Source organism: Cellulosimicrobium funkei (assembly GCF_001019615.1).
GTDB classification, from domain to species: domain Bacteria; phylum Actinomycetota; class Actinomycetes; order Actinomycetales; family Cellulomonadaceae; genus Cellulosimicrobium; species Cellulosimicrobium cellulans_E.
On the sequence record NZ_JNBQ01000033.1, the window covers coordinates 22650 to 41989 of the forward strand.

Annotated in this window: 14 protein-coding genes; 4 read left to right on the top strand and 10 right to left on the bottom strand. The window is 73.8% G+C overall.

What is annotated here, in order from left to right:
- Window positions 1–53 precede the first annotated feature (53 nt).
- Entirely contained in the window at window positions 54–2471 is a 2418-nt protein-coding gene (gene ligA / locus FB00_RS17000; protein WP_395980634.1) for an NAD-dependent DNA ligase LigA, read from the bottom strand.
- Window positions 2472–2545: 74 nt separating this feature from the next.
- Window positions 2546–3517, bottom strand: coding sequence for a helix-turn-helix transcriptional regulator (locus tag FB00_RS17005; protein ID WP_047234103.1), 972 nt, complete (start codon window positions 3515–3517; stop codon window positions 2546–2548).
- A 112-nt stretch (window positions 3518–3629) separates the two neighbouring features.
- On the opposite strand from FB00_RS17005, the gene FB00_RS17010 reads away from it, so the two are divergent.
- On the top strand, window positions 3630–4583 hold the full coding sequence (locus FB00_RS17010) for an alpha/beta fold hydrolase (protein ID WP_047234104.1): 954 nt from the start codon (window positions 3630–3632) through the stop codon (window positions 4581–4583).
- Window positions 4584–4601: 18 nt separating this feature from the next.
- Here FB00_RS17010 and FB00_RS17015 read toward each other — a convergent pair whose 3' ends face one another.
- The 3 genes from FB00_RS17015 to FB00_RS17025 form a co-directional block, all read right to left on the bottom strand.
- Window positions 4602–5183 carry a M15 family metallopeptidase gene (locus tag FB00_RS17015; protein ID WP_082141440.1) on the bottom strand — a complete coding sequence of 194 codons (582 nt, stop codon included), beginning with the start codon at window positions 5181–5183 and terminating at the stop codon, window positions 4602–4604.
- A 114-nt stretch (window positions 5184–5297) separates the two neighbouring features.
- Window positions 5298–6176: a hypothetical protein gene (locus FB00_RS17020; RefSeq protein ID WP_047234105.1), complete on the bottom strand. Its 879-nt coding sequence runs from the start codon at window positions 6174–6176 to the stop codon at window positions 5298–5300.
- Between the two features lie 75 nt (window positions 6177–6251).
- Window positions 6252–6677 carry a hypothetical protein gene (locus FB00_RS17025; protein WP_156186440.1) on the bottom strand — a complete coding sequence of 142 codons (426 nt, stop codon included), beginning with the start codon at window positions 6675–6677 and terminating at the stop codon, window positions 6252–6254.
- Between the two features lie 178 nt (window positions 6678–6855).
- Here FB00_RS17025 and FB00_RS21275 point away from each other — a divergent pair, with 178 nt between their 5' ends.
- Both FB00_RS21275 and FB00_RS17035 read left to right on the top strand, forming a co-directional pair.
- Window positions 6856–8079 (top strand): sensor histidine kinase, encoded by a 1224-nt coding sequence (locus FB00_RS21275; RefSeq protein WP_052877743.1) that lies wholly within the window; start codon window positions 6856–6858, stop codon window positions 8077–8079.
- On the top strand, window positions 8076–8819 hold the full coding sequence (locus tag FB00_RS17035) for a response regulator (RefSeq protein ID WP_269430024.1): 744 nt from the start codon (window positions 8076–8078) through the stop codon (window positions 8817–8819). Before FB00_RS21275 ends, FB00_RS17035 begins: the two co-directional genes overlap by 4 nt.
- Before the next feature lie 113 nt (window positions 8820–8932).
- On the opposite strand, the gene adhE is transcribed toward FB00_RS17035, so the two are convergent.
- Window positions 8933–11677, bottom strand: coding sequence for a bifunctional acetaldehyde-CoA/alcohol dehydrogenase (gene adhE, locus FB00_RS17040; RefSeq protein WP_082141442.1), 2745 nt, complete (start codon window positions 11675–11677; stop codon window positions 8933–8935).
- A gap of 210 nt (window positions 11678–11887) precedes the next feature.
- Here adhE and FB00_RS17045 point away from each other — a divergent pair, with 210 nt between their 5' ends.
- Window positions 11888–14116 (top strand): prolyl oligopeptidase family serine peptidase, encoded by a 2229-nt coding sequence (locus FB00_RS17045; protein ID WP_047234107.1) that lies wholly within the window; start codon window positions 11888–11890, stop codon window positions 14114–14116.
- 7 nt (window positions 14117–14123) lie between these two features.
- On the opposite strand, the gene FB00_RS17050 is transcribed toward FB00_RS17045, so the two are convergent.
- The 4 genes from FB00_RS17050 to FB00_RS22440 form a co-directional block, all read right to left on the bottom strand.
- Window positions 14124–14459 (bottom strand): hypothetical protein, encoded by a 336-nt coding sequence (locus FB00_RS17050; protein ID WP_047234108.1) that lies wholly within the window; start codon window positions 14457–14459, stop codon window positions 14124–14126.
- A 447-nt stretch (window positions 14460–14906) separates the two neighbouring features.
- The gene (locus FB00_RS17055) at window positions 14907–17384 is read right to left on the bottom strand and encodes a glycoside hydrolase family 65 protein (RefSeq protein ID WP_047234109.1); all 2478 of its coding nucleotides are present in this window, start codon (window positions 17382–17384) and stop codon (window positions 14907–14909) included.
- On the bottom strand, window positions 17381–18154 hold the full coding sequence (locus tag FB00_RS17060; RefSeq protein ID WP_047234110.1) for an HAD family hydrolase: 774 nt from the start codon (window positions 18152–18154) through the stop codon (window positions 17381–17383). The genes FB00_RS17055 and FB00_RS17060 overlap by 4 nt, the downstream gene beginning before the upstream one ends.
- Window positions 18155–18323: 169 nt before the next feature.
- A partial coding sequence (locus FB00_RS22440; protein ID WP_197088841.1) for a hypothetical protein occupies window positions 18324–19340 on the bottom strand: 1017 nt, incomplete at its 5' end.

The window sequence follows — 19340 nt, forward strand, 5'->3', positions numbered from 1 at the left end:
GACCTTTGCCCGGCGCGTCGGTCTGCGCGCAGCACCGCGGCGCGACGTCCGGCTCAGCCGTCCGCGCGCGGATCCTCCTCGTCGGCACCGTCGCCCGTGCGCACGCGGTCGGCCACGGCGTCCGGGCCGCCGGCGAGCAGCGCGACGAAGCCCTCCTCGTCGAGGATCGGCAGGCCGAGGTCGCGGGCCTTCGTCTCCTTCGAGCCCGCGTTCGCACCGACGACCACGAAGTCCGTCTTCTTCGAGACCGACCCCGACGACTTGCCGCCCGCGGCGATCACGGCCTCCTTGGCGCCGTCGCGGCTGAAGCCCTCGAGCGAGCCCGTGACGACGACCGTCAGGCCCGCGAGCGGGCCCGTCGGCTCCTGGCGCGCGCCGGGACCCGGGTGGTCCGGGATGTCGAACCGCACGCCCGCGGCGCGCCAGCGGTCGACGATCTCGACGTGCCAGTCGACCGTGAACCACTCGACGACCTGGTCCGCGATCACCGGGCCCACACCCTCGACCGCGGCGAGCTCGTCGCGCGACGCCGCGCGGATCGCGTCGAGGGAGCCGAACCAGTCCGCCAGGGCGCGCGCCGCGACCGGGCCGACGTGCCGGATGTTGAGGCTCACGAGGATGCGCCACAGGTCCTTCGTCTTGGCGAGCTCGAGCTCCTCCACGAGCTTCGTCGCGTTCGTCGACGCCTCGAAGAGCGGCTCCCCCGCCTCGATCGCCTCGCGCTCCGCCGCCTTGGAGAGCTTGCGCTTCTTGCGGAACGGCCAGACGGACTTGACCGTCGCGGTCGAGCCGTCAGGCATGGTGATCTCGGCGGGCTCGCCCGTGCCGTCGTACTCGCGTGGCAGCCCCGTCTCCGAGTCGCGCACCACGACCCGGATCGGCACGAGCTGGTCCACGCTCAGGTCGAACAGCCCGGCCTCGGTCCGCAGCGGCGGCTCGGCGGGCTCGAGCGGCTGCGTGAGCGCCGCCGCCGTCACCTCGCCCAGCACCTCGACGTCCAGCCCCCCGCGCGAGCCGACGTGCTCCACGCGGCCGCGCACCTGGGCCGGGCACGACTCGGCGTTGGGGCAGCGCAGGTCGACGTCGCCCTCCTTCATCGGGCGCAGCGGCGTGCCGCACTCGGGGCAGTCCGCCGGCATGACGAAGTCCTCGCGCGGGTAGCCGTCGTCCGCGAGCGCCGCGACGGGGCCGAGGATCTCCGGGATGACGTCGCCCGCCTTGCGCAGCACGACCATGTCGCCGATGCGCACGCCCTTGGCCCGGACGACGTCCTGGTTGTGCAGGGTCGCCTGGCGCACCGTGCTGCCCGCGACCTTGACCGGCTCCATGACGGCGTACGGGGTCGCGCGGCCCGTGCGGCCCACGCCGACCTGGATCGCGAGCAGGCGCGTGTTGACCTCCTCCGGCGGGTACTTGTACGCGATGGCCCACCGGGGCGCGCGGCTCGTGGCCCCGAGCCGGCGCTGGAGCGCGAGCTCGTCGACCTTGACGACGATCCCGTCGAGCTCGTGCTCGATGTCGTGCCGGTGCTCGCCGAAGTAGGCGATGCGCTCCATGACCTCGTCGAGGCCGTGGACGACCCGGTTGTGCGGCGACACCGGGACGCCCCACTGCTCGAACAGGTCGTACGCGGCGGACTGCCGCGCGAGCTCGGCGTGCTCGCCGGCCTCCCACTGGAGCGCGCCGACGCCGTGGGCGTACATGCGCAGGTTGCGGCTCGCGGTGACGGCCGGGTCCTTCTGCCGCAGCGACCCGGCCGCGGTGTTCCGCGGGTTCGCGTACGGCGCCTGGCCCGCAGCGACGAGCTTCTCGTTGAGCGCCGCGAAGTCCGCGACGCCCATGAACACCTCGCCGCGGATCTCGATGACGTCGGGGTGGGTCGCCGGGTCGCCGCCGAGGCGCTGCGGGATGCTCTCGATCGTCCGCACGTTGGCGGACACGTCCTCGCCCGTGCGCCCGTCCCCGCGCGTGGCCGCCCGGACGAGCCGGCCCTTCTCGTAGAGCAGCGCGATGGCGAGCCCGTCGATCTTCACCTCGCAGAGGTAGTCCACCTCGGCGTCGGCGGCCACGCCGAGGTCGCGGTGCACGCGTGCCGCCCACGCCGCGAGGTCCTCCTCGCTGAACGCGTTGTCGAGCGACAGCATCGGCTCGAGGTGCTGGACCGTCGCGAAGCCCGCCGCGGCCCGGCCCCCGACGCGCTGCGTGGGCGACTCGGGCGACTGGAGAGCGGGGTGCGCGGCCTCGAGCGCCTGGAGCTCGTGCATCCGGGCGTCGTACTCGGCGTCCGAGGAGACGGGCTGGTCCTCCTCGTAGTACGCGCGCTGGTCGGCCTCGACCTGGGCGACGAGCTCGGCCCAGCGCCGCTGCGCGGCGGCCTCGTCGAGCTCGGCGGCAGACGTGGCCGTGGGGACCTCCTGGTCCGTCACGGTCGGAGGGGTCGGGGCGGACGTCGCGGGGGTGCTCTCGCTCACCCGCACATCATCGCGCGGACCGCCGACATCCGCCGCCCTCCCCGTCGGGCGCGGCCGGCGCGAGGCCGTCGCGCTCAGGGCCGACGCCGGTGCGCGAGGTGGGCGCCGAGGCGCTCGACGGCGTCCGCCAGGTCGTCGGGCTCGACCACGCGCACGGGGGCGCTGAGAGCCAACCGTGCGACCGTCATGGCCAGCCGCCCGACGTCCTCGCCACGGATCCGGACCACCACGGCCCGCGGCGCGGCGTCGACCACGTCGTGGTCCACCCACCGGAGCGCCTCGGCGAGGTGGTCGGGCTCGGCGTCCAGGACGAGGGTGGCGACCCGCTCTCGGGGGACCGCGCCGAGGGCGTGGGCGACGAGCGCCGCCGCGCCACCACGGGGGATCTCGCGGGGCGCGAAGCGGCCCCCGGTCGCCTGCGGACGCGCGAGCCGGTCGAGCCGGAAGGTGCGCCAGTCGTCGCGGTCCCGGTCCCACGCGACGAGGTACCAGCGGCGGTCGGCGGCGACGAGCTGGTGCGGTTCGACCAGGCGCCGAGTCAGGGTGCCGTCGCCGGCGCGGTAGGGGAACCGGACGAGCTCGTGGTCGCGGCACGCGGCCGCGAGCACGCTGAGCGCCCCCGGGTCGACCAGGCCCTGGTCGGTCGGCGACGGCACGGGCCTGATGCTGGAGCGCAGCGCCGCCACCCGCCGGCGCAGTCGGTGCGGCAGCAGGCTCTCGACCTTGGCGAAGGCACGCAGCGACGTCTCCTCCATGCCGTCGACGGCGGCGACCGCCGCACACCCGAGCCCGACGGCGAGCGCGACGGCTTCGTCGTCGTCGACCACGAGCGGCGGCAGGTGCGCTCCGGACTCGAGGCGATAGCCCCCGTACCGGCCCGAGGTGGCGGCGACGGGATAGCCGAGCCCTCGGAGACGATCCACGTCGCGGCGCACCGTCCGCTCGGTCACGCCGAGTCGCCGGGCGAGCTCGGCACACGGCCAGAACCGGTGCGTCTGGAGCAGCGAGAGCAGCCTGAGCGCGCGACCGGTGGGATTCGTCGACATGTTCCCAGCCTCCCGCGCACCGCGGACAGCCCCTGTCCGCGATGGTCTCTACGGTCGCGCCGATCGATCGCCGCACCGCGCGCATCGGCGCATCACCGGAAGGACAAGCACCGTGTCACACACCCTCGACTTTCCCGAACCGACCATGGTCGCCGTCAACGGCATCGAGCTCGAGGTCTTCGAGGCGGGGCAGGCGAACGCCGGCAGACCCGTCGTCCTCTGCCACGGCTGGCCGGAGCTGGCCTTCTCGTGGCGCCATCAGATGGCCGCGCTCGCCGACGCGGGCTACCACGTCATCGCCCCCAACCAGCGCGGCTTCGGCAGGTCGTCCCGCCCCGCCGAGGTGTCCGACTACGACGTCGTGCACCTGACCGGCGACCTCGTCGGGCTCCTGGACCACTACGGGTACGAGGACGCCACGTTCGTGGGCCACGACTGGGGCGCGAACGTGGTGTGGAGCGCTGCTGTGCTGCACCCGACCCGCGTGCACGAGGTGGTCGCGCTCAGCGTGCCGTACATGGAGCGCGGCGAGGTGCCGCCCCTCGCGTTCATCGAGGCGGTGGCCGGCAGCGACTCGTACTTCGTCCACTTCAACCGCCGGCCGGGCGTGGCGGACGCGGTGTTCGACGCGAACGCCCGCCGGTTCCTGCGCAACCTGTACCGCACGAACGAGCCCGCGGCCGAGCCGGAGCCGGGCGTGTGGCTCCTCGGCCTCGCCCACGCCGAGGCTCCGCGCGGCGAGCCGGTGATGAGCGACGCCGAGCTGGAGGTGTTCGTCGACGCGTTCGAGGCGTCGGGATTCACCCCGAGCGTGAACTGGTACCGCAACCTGGACCGCAACTGGGAGCTGATGAAGGACGTCGACCCGATCGTCCGCCAACGTGCCTTGATGATCTACGGCGCCCGGGACACGGTCATGAGGGCGCCGAACCTCGAGGTGTTCGTCCCGCGCGTCGAGGTCGTGGAGCTGGACTGCGGCCACTGGATCCAGCAGGAGCTGCCGGAGGAGACCACCCGCCTCATCCTCGCCTGGCTCCAGCGACAGGAGGCCACCGTCAGGTCGTGACACCCGGCCGACGGGCGGTCACCCCCAGCCGTGGGACGCGTCGTCGTGCATGGGCGGGCACGTGCCGCCGGGCTCCGTCGCGGCCTCGAAGTGCCACAGCTCGTTCGCGTACGTGCGGCACAGGCCGAACTCCGCGCCGTGCTGCTCGAGCCACAGCGCGCCGTCCGTCGGCCCGACGTCGATCGCGAGCCCCGCGACGTGCTCGGACGACTCGGGCGGCAGGACCCAGCGGTGCGCCTCCTCGGCCGAGCCGTAGCGCTCCAGCGCCGCGTCCACGAGCTCCTGCTGCTCGGCCGCGGTGCGCCACCCGGACGTGAGGGTGAGCTCGACGCCGTCGGCGTCCGCGGCGGCGCGTGCCGCGTCGAAGCGGCGCTCGAGCTCCGGGTCGAGACCGGTCGCGGTCTGCGGGCGCAGGGTGGGCGACGGGTCGGCGACGGCGCCGCCGGCGCGCGTCGTCACGGTGAGGTACGTGAACGCCCCCACCGCACCGAGCGCACCGACGACGAGGACGCCGACGACGGCGCGGCCGACGCGTCGGGGACCGGGACGACCCGGGACGTGGCGGGCGGGACGGGCGGGGCGCAAGGGTGTCGTGGTCATGCCTCGAGGCTCGCCCGCCGCGCCACCTCGTCACATCGACCCGACGGCGGCACCCGGATCTCCGCCGTCCGGCGCACCGCCCTCGGTCCGGTCCACCCGAGGTCCGACGCCCTCTCAGCCCGCGGGCGGTGTCCCAGCCCTGCCGTCCGCGGGAGGTGTCGCGCGCGAGGCGTCCCGCAGCCCGGTCGGCACCGCGACCGCGGCGACCGTGAGGACCCACGCGGAGTAGTCCAGGCCGAGGAACACCCAGATGCTCGTGTGCATGGCCGCCACCGCGACCGCGAACGGGATCCTCGTGACGCGGACGGCGAGCCAGAGGGGCGCGGTGAGCTCGAGGACGAGCGCACCCGTCGCGAGCGCGCGCGTCAGGACCGGCTGGTCGGCGACGGCACGGGTGAGCCCTTCCCCGAGCGGGGACGTCCCCTGCCGCAGGATCCACGCCATGCTGTCGCCGAACGCCCAGGCCGGTCCGCTGTGGACGAGCTTCTGCACACCCGTGAGGAGGTAGATGCAGCCCACGACCGCGAGCGCCCCGTGGACCGCCCATCCGGACCGAGCGACGGTCCCGGGCCGGGGTCGCGTCGGCACGGTCGCCGCGAGCAGCACGATGCCCACCGTGATGGTCAGGACGTCGTTGTGCAGCACCTTTCCCGAGCTCCCCCACAGGGCCGTGAGCAGCACGTACGCGCCCCACGCGACGGCGAGACCGACACGCACGCGCACCCGTGCGAGCACGAGCGCCACGCCGAGGAGACCCACGACCCGCAACCCGACGAGAACGGCCACGGGCACGGCGAACGGGAGCCAGCCGAACGACGTCGGGCCGCCGGTGAGGACTGCGGGCCGGGCTGCCACGAGGGTCCAGTCCCCGCCGAGCAGCCGCAGCCCGATCACGACGGCGACGAGGGCGTGGACGAGGGCGAGCGTGCGTTCGGGCACGGGCCCCAGCAGGGCGGAGTCGATCATCCGCGCGCGCCGGACGACGGCGGCCACGAGATCGACCCGAGCGGTCGGGACCGCCCCTCGGGGGGGTCGACCTCGCGACGGGCGGGTCGACCTGGCGGGAGCTCACGGCCGTACCTCCACCACGACCTGGCGCGACACCTCGGTCCGCGACAGATCGGCGCCCACCGTCCGCTCGACGCGCTCGACGCGGACGACGTCGACGTCGTCGGGCGCCAGGTGCGCGGCGCCGAGCCAGGCGCGCACCATGGCGCGCTGCCGCTCCGGCTCCTGGTCGACGACGTCGTCGAGGAGGTCGGCCGTCGTCTCGAGAACGGGGTTGCCCGCACCGAAGCGCACGGGCGACCGTGCCCCGTCGGCATGCACGGCGACGAGCTCGAGCTCGGTGGCCGTGCTCGTCCGCACCATGCTGAACAGCCGGAACGAGGTGAGCGGCCACGCCTCGGTGCCCGTGGCCGCGGTCGCCAGGAGCAGGCCGACGACGCCGTAGGTGACCACCCGTGCGCGGACCGGTTGGGAGATTCTCCGCATGGCGGCGAGCGTCCCGTGGTCTCGCGCACCGCCGCATCGGCCCGGTGGCGGGGACGCACACCGCCCGAGGGCGGTCAGGGAGCACCGCGTGACCTCCGCCCTGGGGCGGAGGCGGGCGCCCCGGCCTGCCCGCCCGAGGACGGTCCTCCGGCACGGGGCGTCCCGCTACCGTGGACGGGTGCCCCAGCTCACCCGTCTGCCCGTGTGGGCGCAGGACCTCGTGACCGCGCTCGCCGCGGGCCTCGTGTGGTTCACGGTCATCACGGTGATGGAGAGCGGCGACTACTGGTACCCCCGCAACCCCGAGTCGTACCGCGTGGCCGGGCTGTGGATCGTCCTGACCCTCGCCCTGCGCCGCGTCGTGCCGGGCCCGCTCTTCTGGGCCACGGCCATGCTCTACCCCCTCGCCCTCCCGTGGACCATGCAGACGCCGTTCGAGCTCCTGCCGCTCCTGGTCGCGGGGTTCGCCGCGACCCGCTCGGGCGCCGTCCCGTGGGCGCTCGCCGGCCTCGCCGGCGGCCTCTCGGCGTTCGCGATGCAGCTCTGGTCCCGACCGCACCTGACGTTCCCCCCGACCCCGTTCTCCCCGCTGTGGATCGGGCTCGCCCGGTCGCCGTCGGACGTGCTGCTCGCCCTCGCGCTCGTCCTGGGCGCGGTCGCGGCCGGCTACTTCTTCCGTCGCCTCGCGCTGACGTCCGAGCGGCTGCGCGAGCGCAACGCCGAGCTCCAGGCGCTCCAGGCGGAGCTGGCCGAGCGCGCGGTGCTCGCCGAACGCACACGGATCGCGCGCGAGCTGCACGACGTCGTCGCGCACCACATGTCCGCGATCGTCGTGCGGGCGCAGGCCGCGGACCGCGTCGCGGCGAACCAGCCCGAGGCTCCCGCCGAGGCGGTGCGCTGGATCAGCGACGAGGGCAAGCAGGCGCTGACCGCGATGCGCTCGGTCGTGCAGGTGCTGCGCCGCGGCACCGAGGCCGACGGCGGGGCGGCGGCCCTCGCCCCGACGCCCGACGGCACCCGCGCGCCCGACGAGCTCCGCGCGGCCGCGCGCCGCCTGCGCGACGCGGGCCGCGCCGTCGACCTCACGCTCCCCCGCCCGTGGCCGACGACGAGCGCCGAGACCGGCCTCGCCGTCGTCCGCATCGCCCAGGAGGCCCTGACCAACGTGCTCCTCCACTCGCTCGCCCGCGGCGTCACGGTGACGCTGACCGACGACGCCCCCGACCTGCGCCTGCGCGTCCACGACCCGGGCCCTCCCCTGCCGAGCACCGAGGGGCGCCAAGGGCACGGCCTGACCTCCATGCGCGAGCGCGCGCTCGCCGCCGGCGGCGAGCTGTCCGCCGGGCCGGACGGGCGCGGCGGCTGGACCGTCGAGGCGCGCCTCCCCCGGGAGGCGGCGTGAGCACGACGTCGCCCGCCACGACCGGGGACGACGGCACGCTGCCTCCCGTGCGCGTCGTCGTCGTGGACGACCAGTCGACGATCCGGCTCGGCCTGCGCATGATCCTCGACAACGAGCCGGACGTGACCGTCGTCGGCGAGGCCGGGGACGGCGAGACCGCGGTGACGATGGCACGCGCGCTGCGGCCCGACGTCGTGCTCATGGACGTGCGCATGCCGCGGCTCGACGGCATCGAGGCGACCGCGCGCCTCGTCGCGGACCCCGAGCTCGCGGACGTGCGCACCCTCGTCCTCACGACGTTCGACGACGACGAGTACGTGTACGGCGCGCTGCGCGCCGGGGCGGCCGGGTTCCTTCTCAAGGACGCGGACCCGCAGACGCTCGTCGACGCCGTGCACCGCGTCCGCGCGGGTGACTCGCTGCTCGACCCGGCCGTCACCGGGCGCATCATCTCGACGTACGTCGAGCTCGCGCGGACGGCGCCGCTCGGGCCGGACGCCGCCGAGACCGGCGCACCCGTGACGGGGCTGGACGCCGCGACGCCCCGCGAGCGCGAGGTGCTGCTCGCCGTCGCGCGCGGGCTGTCGAACCGCGAGATCGGCGCGGAGCTGCACCTCACCGAGGCGACCGTGAAGAGCCACGTGCGCTCGCTGCTCACCAAGGTCGGGCTGACCAACCGCGTCCAGCTCGTGATCCTCGCCTACGAGGCCGGGCTCGTGCGCCCGGGGACGCGCGACTGACGTCCCCGCGACGCACAGGGGACGCAACGGGGGACGTACGGAAGACGCACGGAGCCCGACGGCGGAAGGGGACTCGCGCCGTCGGGCTCCGGGTTTCGTGGGGCCAGGAAGGGTCAGCCGGCCGCCACGGTCTCGGCAGGCGGGGTCGCCGCCTGCCCGTCCTCGGCGCTCGCGGCCTCGTGGGCCGCGAGCCGCTCCGCGCGCACGACCTCGCGGCTGCTGCCGCGGTAGGCCGCGACGAGGATGTCGCGCATGTCCTCCAGGACCGGCATCCGCGGGTTCGCGGGGGCGCACTGGTCCTCGAACGACCGGAGCGCGAGGTCGTCCAGGCGGCTCAGGAACACCGTCTCGTCGACGCCCTGCGCGGCGAACGTCGACTCGATGCCCACCTTGGCGCGCAGCTCCTCGACCGCCTTCGCGTACGACTCGACGCCCTCCTCCGGGGTGGAGGCCGGGAGGCCGAGGTGCTTCGCGATCTCCTGGAACCGCTCGGGAGCCACGTAGCGCTCGTACTTGGGCCAGCTCGTGAGCTTCGTGGGCACCTGGCCGTTGTAGCGGATCACGTGCGGCAGGAGCACCGCGTTGGTGCGCCCGTGCACGAGGTGGAACGTCGAGCCCACGGTGTGCGCCATGGCGTGCACGATGCCGAGCATCGCCGAGCCGAACGCCATGCCCGCGATGGTCGCCGCGTTGTGCATCTTCTCGCGCGCCTTCGGGGCGGCCGCACCCTGGGTGACCGAGTCCTCGATGTGCTCGAAGACCATCTTGATCGCCTGCAGGCACAGCCCGTCGGTGAAGTCGTTCGCGTAGACGGAGACGAACGCCTCGGTCGCGTGCGTGAGGGCGTCGAAGCCCGAGTCGGCCGCGAGCTTCGCCGGCATGGTGTCCGTGAGCACGGGGTCGACGATGGCGACGGTCGGGGTGAGCGCGTAGTCCGCGAGCGGGTACTTGAAGCCCGTCTCCGGGTCGGTGATGACCGCGAACGGCGTCACCTCCGCGCCGGTGCCCGACGACGTCGGGATGCACACGAGCTTCGCCTTGCCCCCGAGCTCCGGGAACTTGTACGCGCGCTTGCGGACGTCGAAGAACTTCTCACGCATGTCGGAGAACTCGATCTCCGGGTGCTCGTAGCGCAGCCACATGACCTTGGCCGCGTCCATCGGCGAGCCGCCGCCGATCGCGATGATCGTGTCCGGCTCGAAGTCCCGCATCGACTCGGCGCCGCGGTTCACGGTGCCGACGCTCGGCTCCGGCTCGACCGCGTCGATGATCTGGATCGCGACCTTCTCCTCGCGGCGGGCGAGGACGTCCAGCACGCGGTCGACGACGCCGATGCGGCTCATGACCTTGTCGGTGACGATCGTGACGCGGTGCACGTCGCGCATCTGCGCGAGGTACTGGATCGAGTTCGGCTCGAAGTACGTCTTGGCGGGCACCTTGAACCACTGCATGTTGTTGTTGCGCCGCCCGATCCGCTTGACGTTGATGAGGTTGACCGCCGACACGTTGTTCGACACCGAGTTCGCGCCGTAGCTGCCGCACCCGAGGGTGAGCGACGGGAGCAGCGCGTTGTAGATGTCGCCGATGCCGCCGAGCGACGTCGGGCTGTTCCACAGCACGCGCACGGCCTTGACCCGCGAGCCGTACCGCTCGACGAGCTCCTGGTCCGCCGTGTGGATGGCGGCCGAGTGCCCCAGGCCGTCGAGCTCGACCATGCGCTCCGCGAGGCGGACGCCGTGCTCGGTGTCGCGCGCGCGCAGCACGGCGAGGACGGGCGTGAGCTTCTCGCGGCTCAGCGGCTCGTCCGGGCCGACGTCGTCGATCTCCGCGAGGATGATCGACGTGTCGTCGGGGACCTCGAACCCGGCCTCGCGCGCGATCCACACGGGCGACTTGCCGACGACCTTCGGGTTGAGCTTGGCGCCGGCACAGTTCGTGCCGTTCGCCTCGACCCCGAAGATCAGGCGCTCGAGCATCGCCTTCTCGGCGGGCGTCGCGCGGTAGGCGTGCAGACGGGCCAGCTCGCGCATCGCGTCGTCGTAGATCACGTCGTCGAGGATGAGCGCCTGCTCCGACGCGCAGACCATGCCGTTGTCGAACGACTTCGACATGACGACGTCGTTGATCGCGCGGCCGAGATCGGCGCTCTTCTCGACGTAGGCGGGGACGTTGCCGGCCCCGACGCCGAGCGCGGGCTTGCCGGCCGAGTAGGCGGCGCGGACCATGCCGTTGCCGCCCGTGGCGAGGATGAGCGCGACGCCCGGGTGGTGCATGAGCGTGTTGGTCGCCTCGATCGACGGGTGCTCGACCCACTGGATGCAGTCGTCGGGCGCGCCGGCCGCGACCGCGGCGTCGCGCACGATGCGGGCCGCCTCGACGGACGAGCGCTGCGCGCTCGGGTGGAACGCGAACACGACGGGGTTGCGCGTCTTGAGCGCGATGAGCGACTTGAAGATCGTGGTCGACGTCGGGTTGGTCACCGGCGTCACGGCGCACACGACGCCGACGGGCTCGGCGATCTCGACGACGCCCGTGAGCTCGTCACGGCCGATGATGCCGACCGTCTTGAGGTTCGCCATCGAGTTGGGCACGTGCTCGCACGCGAAGATGTTCTTGGTCGCCTTGTCCTCGAACACCCCGCGCCCGGTCTCGGCGACGGCCATCTGGGCGAGGTGGCCGTGCTGGTGCAGGCCCGCGACGGACGCCTTGAGGACGATCCGGTCGACGTCCTCCTGCGTGAGGCTCATGTACTGGTCGAGCGCCTTGCGCGCTCGCTCGACGAGGACGTCGATCTCCTGGGTCGTGCGGGTGTCCTCGGTGCGGTTCTCGACCTTCGTGCCGGCGCTCTTCGCGCTCATGCGTCCCCTCCGGTGCCCAGCCGGGGCCGGGCGTCGGGCCGCGGGTGCTGCCGGGGCCGGATTGCCCCGGCTCCTTCAGCGGTCTCTCTACTTGTGAATGTTTTCACAAGCCTGTCGGTGGGGCAAGGCTGGAGGGCCGTTCGAGGTCGAAGGTCCCGGTCCCTCGGTGACCTCCGCACCACCGCCCGCGCCGCCGTAGGGTGGGGGACCATGACCGCCGAGCAGACGACGAGCCCTGCGCCCGCGCCCCAGAACCCCTCCGAGACCGCTCTCCCCGACGACGGCGCGCCCCACGACCCGTACCTCTGGCTCGAGTCCGTCGAGGGCGACGAGGCGCTGGCCTGGGTCCGCGCCCGCAACGCCGAGGTCGCCGACACGCTCGAGGTCGCCGACGAGTTCGCCACGACCGAGCGCGCGATCCGTGAGGTGCTCGACTCCGACGCCAAGATTCCCGAGGTCTCCAAGATCGGGGACCGGTACTACAACTTCTGGCGCGACGCGCAGCACGAGCGCGGCCTGTGGCGCCGCACGACGCTGGACTCCTACCGCACCGACGACCCCGAGTGGGAGACCGTGCTCGACCTCGACGCGCTCGCCGCGGCCGAGGGCGAGTCGTGGGTGTGGCACGGCGCGAGCGTCCTGCGCCCGACGCCCGAGCAGCTCGCCGCGGGCGAGCCGTGGCGCCACGCGCTCGTCGAGCTCTCCCCCGGCGGCTCCGACGCCGACGTCACGCGTGAGTTCGACCTCGTCGAGAAGCGGTTCGTCGCGCCGGAGGACGGCGGCTTCCACCGCGCCGAGGCCAAGGGCTCGCTCGGCTGGATCGACGCCGACACCGTCTATGTCTTCACCGACTTCGGCGAGGGCACGCTCACGCCGTCCGGGTACCCGCGCGTGGTCAAGCGCTGGACGCGCGGCACCCCGCTCGACGCCGCGGTGACCGTCTACGAGGGCACCGCCGAGGACATGTACATCTCGGCGTGGCGCTCGCACACGCCCGGGTTCGAGCGCGACTTCGTCCACCGCTCCAAGGCGTTCTACTCCGACGAGCTCTACCTCGCCGAGCGCACCGGCACGCCCGAGCAGCGCCTCACGAAGATCGACGTGCCCGACTCCGCCGAGGTCGGCGTGCGGCGCGAGTGGATGCTCGTCGAGCTGCGCGACGACTGGACGGTCGGCGGCACCACGTACCGCGCCGGGTCGCTCCTCGCGGCACGGTTCGACGACTTCCTGGCGGGCGACCGCGGCTTCACCGTGCTCTTCGAGCCCACGGCGACGACGTCGCTCGCCGGCGCGACGTGGACGCGCCACCACCTCGTGGTCAACGTGCTCGACGACGTGAAGAACCGCCTGCACGTGCTGACGCCGCCGGAGGCCGCCGCGCCCGGGGGCGGCGGGACCGCCGTCGGGCAGGACACCGCCGACGCGCCGTGGGTGCGCTCCGAGATCCCGGGCCTGCCGGAGCTCGGCACGGTCGCCGTCGGGGCCGTCGACCCCGTCGACACCGACGACCTGTGGCTCGTCACGACCGACTACCTCACGCCGACGACGCTCTCGCTCCTGTCGCTCGGGGAGCGTCCCGGCGACGCCGGTGCGCCCGAGGTCGTCAAGTCCAACCCCGCGTTCTTCGACGCCGACGGCATGACCGTCGCCCAGCACTTCGCCACGTCCGACGACGGCACGCGCGTGCCGTACTTCGTCGTGGGCCGCGCGGACCTCGTCGCGGGGGCGGGCGACGGCGGCACGGGGACCGCGCCGACCCTGCTGTACGGGTACGGCGGCTTCGAGATCTCGCTCACGCCCGCCTACTCCGGCGCGCTCGGCCGGGCCTGGCTCTCGCGCGGCGGCGTCTACGTCGTCGCGAACATCCGCGGCGGCGGGGAGTACGGCCCGGCCTGGCACCAGGCCGCGCTCAAGGCGAACCGGCACCGCGCGTACGAGGACTTCGCCGCCGTCGCGCGCGACCTCGTGGCCCGCGGGATCACGACGCACGAGCACCTCGGCATGGAGGGTCGCTCCAACGGCGGTCTCCTCGCGGGCAACATGCTCACGCAGTACCCCGAGCTCTTCGGCGCCGTGATCGTCGGCGTCCCGCTGCTCGACATGCGCCGGTACACCCAGCTCCTCGCCGGGGCGTCGTGGGCCGCGGAGTACGGCGACCCGGACGACCCGGAGCAGTGGGAGTTCATCCGCACGTTCTCGCCGTACCACCTGTTCGACGCCGAGCGGGAGTACCCGCCCGTGCTCTTCACGACGTCGACCAAGGACGACCGGGTCCACCCCGGTCACGCGCGCAAGCTCGCCGCGAAGATGCTCGGCGAGGGCAAGGACGTCACCTACTACGAGAACATCGAGGGCGGCCACGGGGGCGCGGCGAACAACGCCCAGGCCGCGCACATGGCCGCGGTGCACTACCGCTTCCTCGCCGAGCGCCTCGGCTGACGTCCGCTCAGGAGTCGTCGTCCACGTCGACGGGGACCAGCACCACCTCGTCGGCGTGGATCACGATCTTCTCGTCCGGGCACACCGGCCCGTCCACGACCTCCTCCGCCCCGGACGCCCGCACGACCGTCACGTCACCCGGCGTGCAGCCGTAGTCGAGGAGCACGACCCCACCGCCCCCGTCGACCTCCGACTCCTCGTCCCCGGTCCGGACGGTCACGTCCTCCCCGCTGTCGTTGGCGACCTCCAGGTCCCCGCCGCCGTCGCACGCCGACAGCACCGCCCCCACGCCGACGACCGCGACCGCAACGGTCCACGCGCGCCCGTACCGACGACCGCTCATCTCTTTCCCCCGCGCTCGACCGACCCACTCTCGTCGGCAACCTACCGCCGTCGGCGCACCACGACCTGGGACGACGCGAGGAGGTTCCGGGCAGTTCCCGCGAGCGTCCCCGGCGTGAGGCCAGGTCCCGTGCCGGCATGGCCGGGTCCACGGCGGAGACCGCGTGCGGCAGGGGGAAGGTGCAGGCGAACCCGACACGGCGGGCGGTCACCCGGGTGAGGACCGACCAGGGCGAGACGACGTAGGGCGGGGTGGGTGGTGGTGCCGCGTCGTGGCGGGCCTGGCGGGAGCCGCGAGGAACGAGCGGCGGATGGTAGACGCGGCACCACCACCCACCCCGACCACCCAGGGCGACCACACGCCGTCGAGCACAAGAACCACGGCTCTCCCTCGCGCGACCACGGCTCTACCTGGGCGGGCCGGAGCGCCGCTCCGGAAGAGCCCGGATCAGGAGTGCGGGACCGTCGCGGTGATGAGGGTGCCGTCGTCGCGGCGGTTGCCGGAGAGCGCGCGCAGGCTCGGGCGACCGGGCTTCACGGGGCCCTGACCGTCGAGCGCGACGCGCGCGACCTCGCCCGGGACGACCTTGACCTTCTCGCCGCGCACGGTGACCTGCGCGCCGTCGCCGGTCTCGGCGTCGAGCTCGATCGCGTCGGGGAGCACGGTGACGCGCAGGCGCGACCCGTTCCACTGGACCCGGAACGTCAGTGACTCCCAGTCCTGGGGAAGGCGCGGGTCGAAGCTCAGCTCGCCGTCGGAGTCGCGCATGCCGCCGAACCCGCACGCGAGCGCGGACCACGTGCCGCCCGCGCTGGCGACGTGCACGCCGTCGGCCGCGTTCGCGTGGAGGTTCGCGAGGTCGACGAACAGCGACGACACGAAGTACTCGAGCGCGAGCTCGTGGTACCCGACCTCCGCCGCGACGATCGACTGCACGACGCCGGACAGCGTCGAGTCGCCCGTGGTCAACGGGTCGTAGTACTCGAAGTCGGCGAGCTTCTCCTCCGCGGTGAAGTGCTGGCCCTGGAGGAACAGCGCGAGCACCACGTCGGCCTGCTTGAGCACCTGGTAGCGGTAGATGACGAGCGGGTGGTAGTGCAGCAGGAGGGGGCGCTTGTTCGCGGGGGTGTGCGCGAGGTCCCAGATCTCGCGCTCGAGGAAGTGCGAGTCCTGCGGGTGGATGCCGATGCTCTCGGCGTACGGGATCGACATGTGGTCGGCCGCACGGACCCACTCCGCCGCCTCGTACGCGCCGAGCCCGAGCCGGTCCACGAGCAGCGCGTAGTCCTCGGGGTGCTCGGCCTTCATGCGCTCGACGACGATCGCCGCCGCGCGGAGGTTGAACCGCGCCATGACGTTGGTGAAGAGGTTGTCGTTGACGACGGTCGTGTACTCGTCGGGGCCGGTCACGCCGTGGATGTGGAAGTTGTCGTCGCCGTTCGCGCGCCAGAAGCCCAGGTCTTCCCACATGCGCGCGGTCTCGACGAGGATGTCGACGCCCTCGCGGCGCAGGAAGTCGATGTCGCCCGTCGCGCGGACGTACTGCACGAGCGCGTAGCTGACGTCGGCGTCGATGTGGTACTGCGCGGTGCCGGCCGCGTAGTAGGCGGACGCCTCCTCGCCGTTGATCGTGCGCCAGGGGAAGAGCGCGCCCTTCTGCGACAGCTCGGCCGCGCGCCGCCGGGCGGCGTCGAGCATCTGGTAGCGGAAGCGCAGCGCGTTGCGCGCGTACCGGGGGCTCGTGTAGGTGAGGAACGGGAGGACGTAGATCTCGGTGTCCCAGAAGTAGTGCCCGCTGTACCCGGAGCCGGTGAGTCCCTTGGCGGGGACGCCGTTGCCCTCGGCGCGCGCGGTCGCCTGGGCGAGCTGGAACAGGTTCCAGCGCACGGCCTGCTGGATGCCGGGCTGGCCGGGGACCTCGACGTCGGAGCGCGCCCAGAAGTCGTCGAGCCACTCGCGCTGGAGGGCGACCTGGGCCTCGACGCCGGTCTCGCGCGCGCGGTCGAGCGTGCGGCGGCAGCGGTCGACGAGCTCGCGCGACGGCACGCCGCGCGACGTGTGGTACGCCACGAGCTTGGTGAGCCGGATGGGCCGGCCGGGCTCCGCGTGGACGCGGAACACGTGCTTGGCGAGGTCCTCGTCCACCTGCGTCCGGACGTCCCACTCGTTCTCGGTCTCGAGCAGGTCGTCCGCCGCGACGGCGAGCGTCATGCCCGAGTTCGTGGCGCGGTAGGAGAGCACGAGCCGCTCGTCGTCGCCCCACTGGGACTGCGGCTGGAGCACCCGACCGGAGAACTGGTCGGTCTTGCGCGGGTCGAACCCCTCCCCGAGCGACGCGGAGCGCACGTGGTACTCGTCCTGGCCGTCCTGCCGGTTGAGGATCTGCGACGAGATCGCGACGGGTGCCGCGGCGTCGAGCAGCGTGACCTCGAACGTCATGATCGCCAGGTGGCGCTCGACGAACGACACCATGCGCTCGGAGCGGATCTGCACGCGCTTGCCCGACGGCGTGCGCCACAGCAGCTCGCGGCGCAGGACGCCGTCGCGCAGGTCGAGCGACCGCTCGTAGTCGACGAGGTCCGCGACGGGCAGCAGGAGCGGCTCGTCGTCGACGTACAGCCGGATGACCTTCGCGTCGGGGACGTTGACGATGGTCTGCCCGACGCGCGCGAACCCGTACGCCTCCTCGGCGTGCCGGATCGACCACGTCTCGTGGAATCCGTTGACGAACGTGCCGTGCGAGTGGGACTCGCGCCCCTCCTCGACGTTGCCGCGCATGCCGAGGTAGCCGTTCGCGACGGCGAAGAGCGTCTCGGTCACGCCGAGGTCCTCGGCGGAGAACTGCGACTCGACGAGGCGCCACGGCTCGGCCGGGAAGCGCAGGCGGTCCACGGTGCTCTGCTCGTCGGCGGTCTTGCGGATCACGCGCTCTCCTCGTCGGGTCGTGCGGCCGTGGTCGACGCCGCGGCGGTGCGCGGGCGGTCGAGGACCGTCGCGTCCAGCTCGCCCAGGTCGGTGACGACGACGTCGGCCCCGTGGGCTCGCAGCGCGTCCGCGCCCACGCCACGGTCGACGCCGAGCACGAGCCCGAAGTCCCCGGCGGCGCCGGCCTGGACGCCCGAGAGCGCGTCCTCCACGACGATCGCCTCCGCGGCCGGGACGCCGAGGAGCTGCGCCGCGTAGAGGTACGTGTCGGGGGCCGGCTTGCCGGCGATGTGCTCGCGGGCCGCGACGTTCCCGTCGACGACGACCGCGAACCGGTCGGCCAGGCCCGCCGCCGCGAGGACCGCGGGCGTGTTGCGCGACGACGACACCACCGCGACGGCTGCGCCCGCCCCGGTCACGGCGTCGAGGAAGCGGACCGAGCCCGGGTAGGGCGTGATGCCCTCGTCGGCGAACATGCGGTTGACGATCTCGTCCTTGCGGTTGCCGAGCGCGCACACCGTGCCCTCGCCGGGCGCGTCCGTGACCTCGCCGCGCGGCAGCTCGACGCCGCGCGACGCGAGGAACGTCGCGACGCCGTCGTACCGCGGCTTGCCGTCGATCGACGCGAAGTAGTCCGCGGCGGTGTACGGGGCGAGGCCGTGCGCGGCGCTGTAGGGCGCGAACAGCCGTTCCCAGGCGCGCATGTGGAGCTCGGCGGTGGGCGTGAGGACGCCGTCGAGGTCGAACAGCACGGCTCGCAGCAAGGGCATGGGGGTCCTTCGCGGTGAGGGGACGGGATCGGCGCCGGGCCACGTCCGTGCCGTCCGGAGAGCCGGGGCGCGGCCGTCCGCACGTCGCCGTCGTGACCGCCGCGCGAGGTCAAGCGTACGCACGACGAGCGGTGTGCGGGAAGCCGCCGAGCCGACGCCCAGGCAGCGCTCAGGCGTGGGCCCGCTCGGCCAGGACGTCGGCGACGCGGCCGAGGTTCGCGAGCAGCGCGCGGTGCTCGTCGGGGGTGCCCGCGACGCCGCGGCCCGGCCCTCCCCCGGCGGCGCGCGAGGCGCCCAGGAGCGCCACGTCGTCGAGCGCGGCGAGCGGGAGCCCGATGCGGCGCCACGGCACGCTCACCGCGTCGGCGAGCTCGCCCAGCGCGGGGCCGGCGCACTGCGACACCTTCGCGGGCGGGAGCGCGGCCCAGAGCCCGACGCCCCGCTCGACGGCTCGGGCGACGGTCTCCCACAGCCGCTCGTCCCAGGTGCCGAGCGCGAGGCCGACGGCGTCCGCGCCCGCGAGCACGACGGGCGCCACGCCCACCCACGCCGGACCCACGTGGACGACCGTCGACGCCGACGCGGCGCGCGCGGCGTCGAGCACGGGCCGCAGCCCGTCCACGAGGTCCGGGCCGGGGACCGCGCGCAGGCGCGAGTAGCCCGAGAACGACGGGAGCACGCCCGTCCCGACCTGGGCGAGCAGCGGCTCGTCGACCTGCACGACGACGTCCGCCCCGGGGACCTGCCGGCGCACCTGCGCGACGTGCTCGCCCACGGCCACGGCGAGCGCCTCGACGACCTCACGCACGGCGCCCCGGTCCGACAGCACGCGGTCGCCGCGCGCGAGGTACACGTCCGCGGCGAGCGTCCAGGGACCGGTGACGGTCACGGCGAGCGGCCCGGAGTACCCTGCGCCCGCGATGGCCAGCGCCTCGAGGTCCTCGCGCAGGTACGCGTCCGCCCGGCGCAGGTCCGCACCCCCGTGGTCCGCGAGCTTCCACCCGTGGGGGCCCAGCTCGACGGGGAGGCCGGGCAGCAGCGCGGCCGTCCGCCCGGTCGCGTCCGCGCCGGGACCGCGCCCCGGGAGCTGGACGAGGAACGGCACCCCGCGCACGCCCGTCGGGACCTCGGCGAGATCACCGAGCACCGTGAGCTGCGCCTCCAGCACGTCCACGCCCTCGCCGCC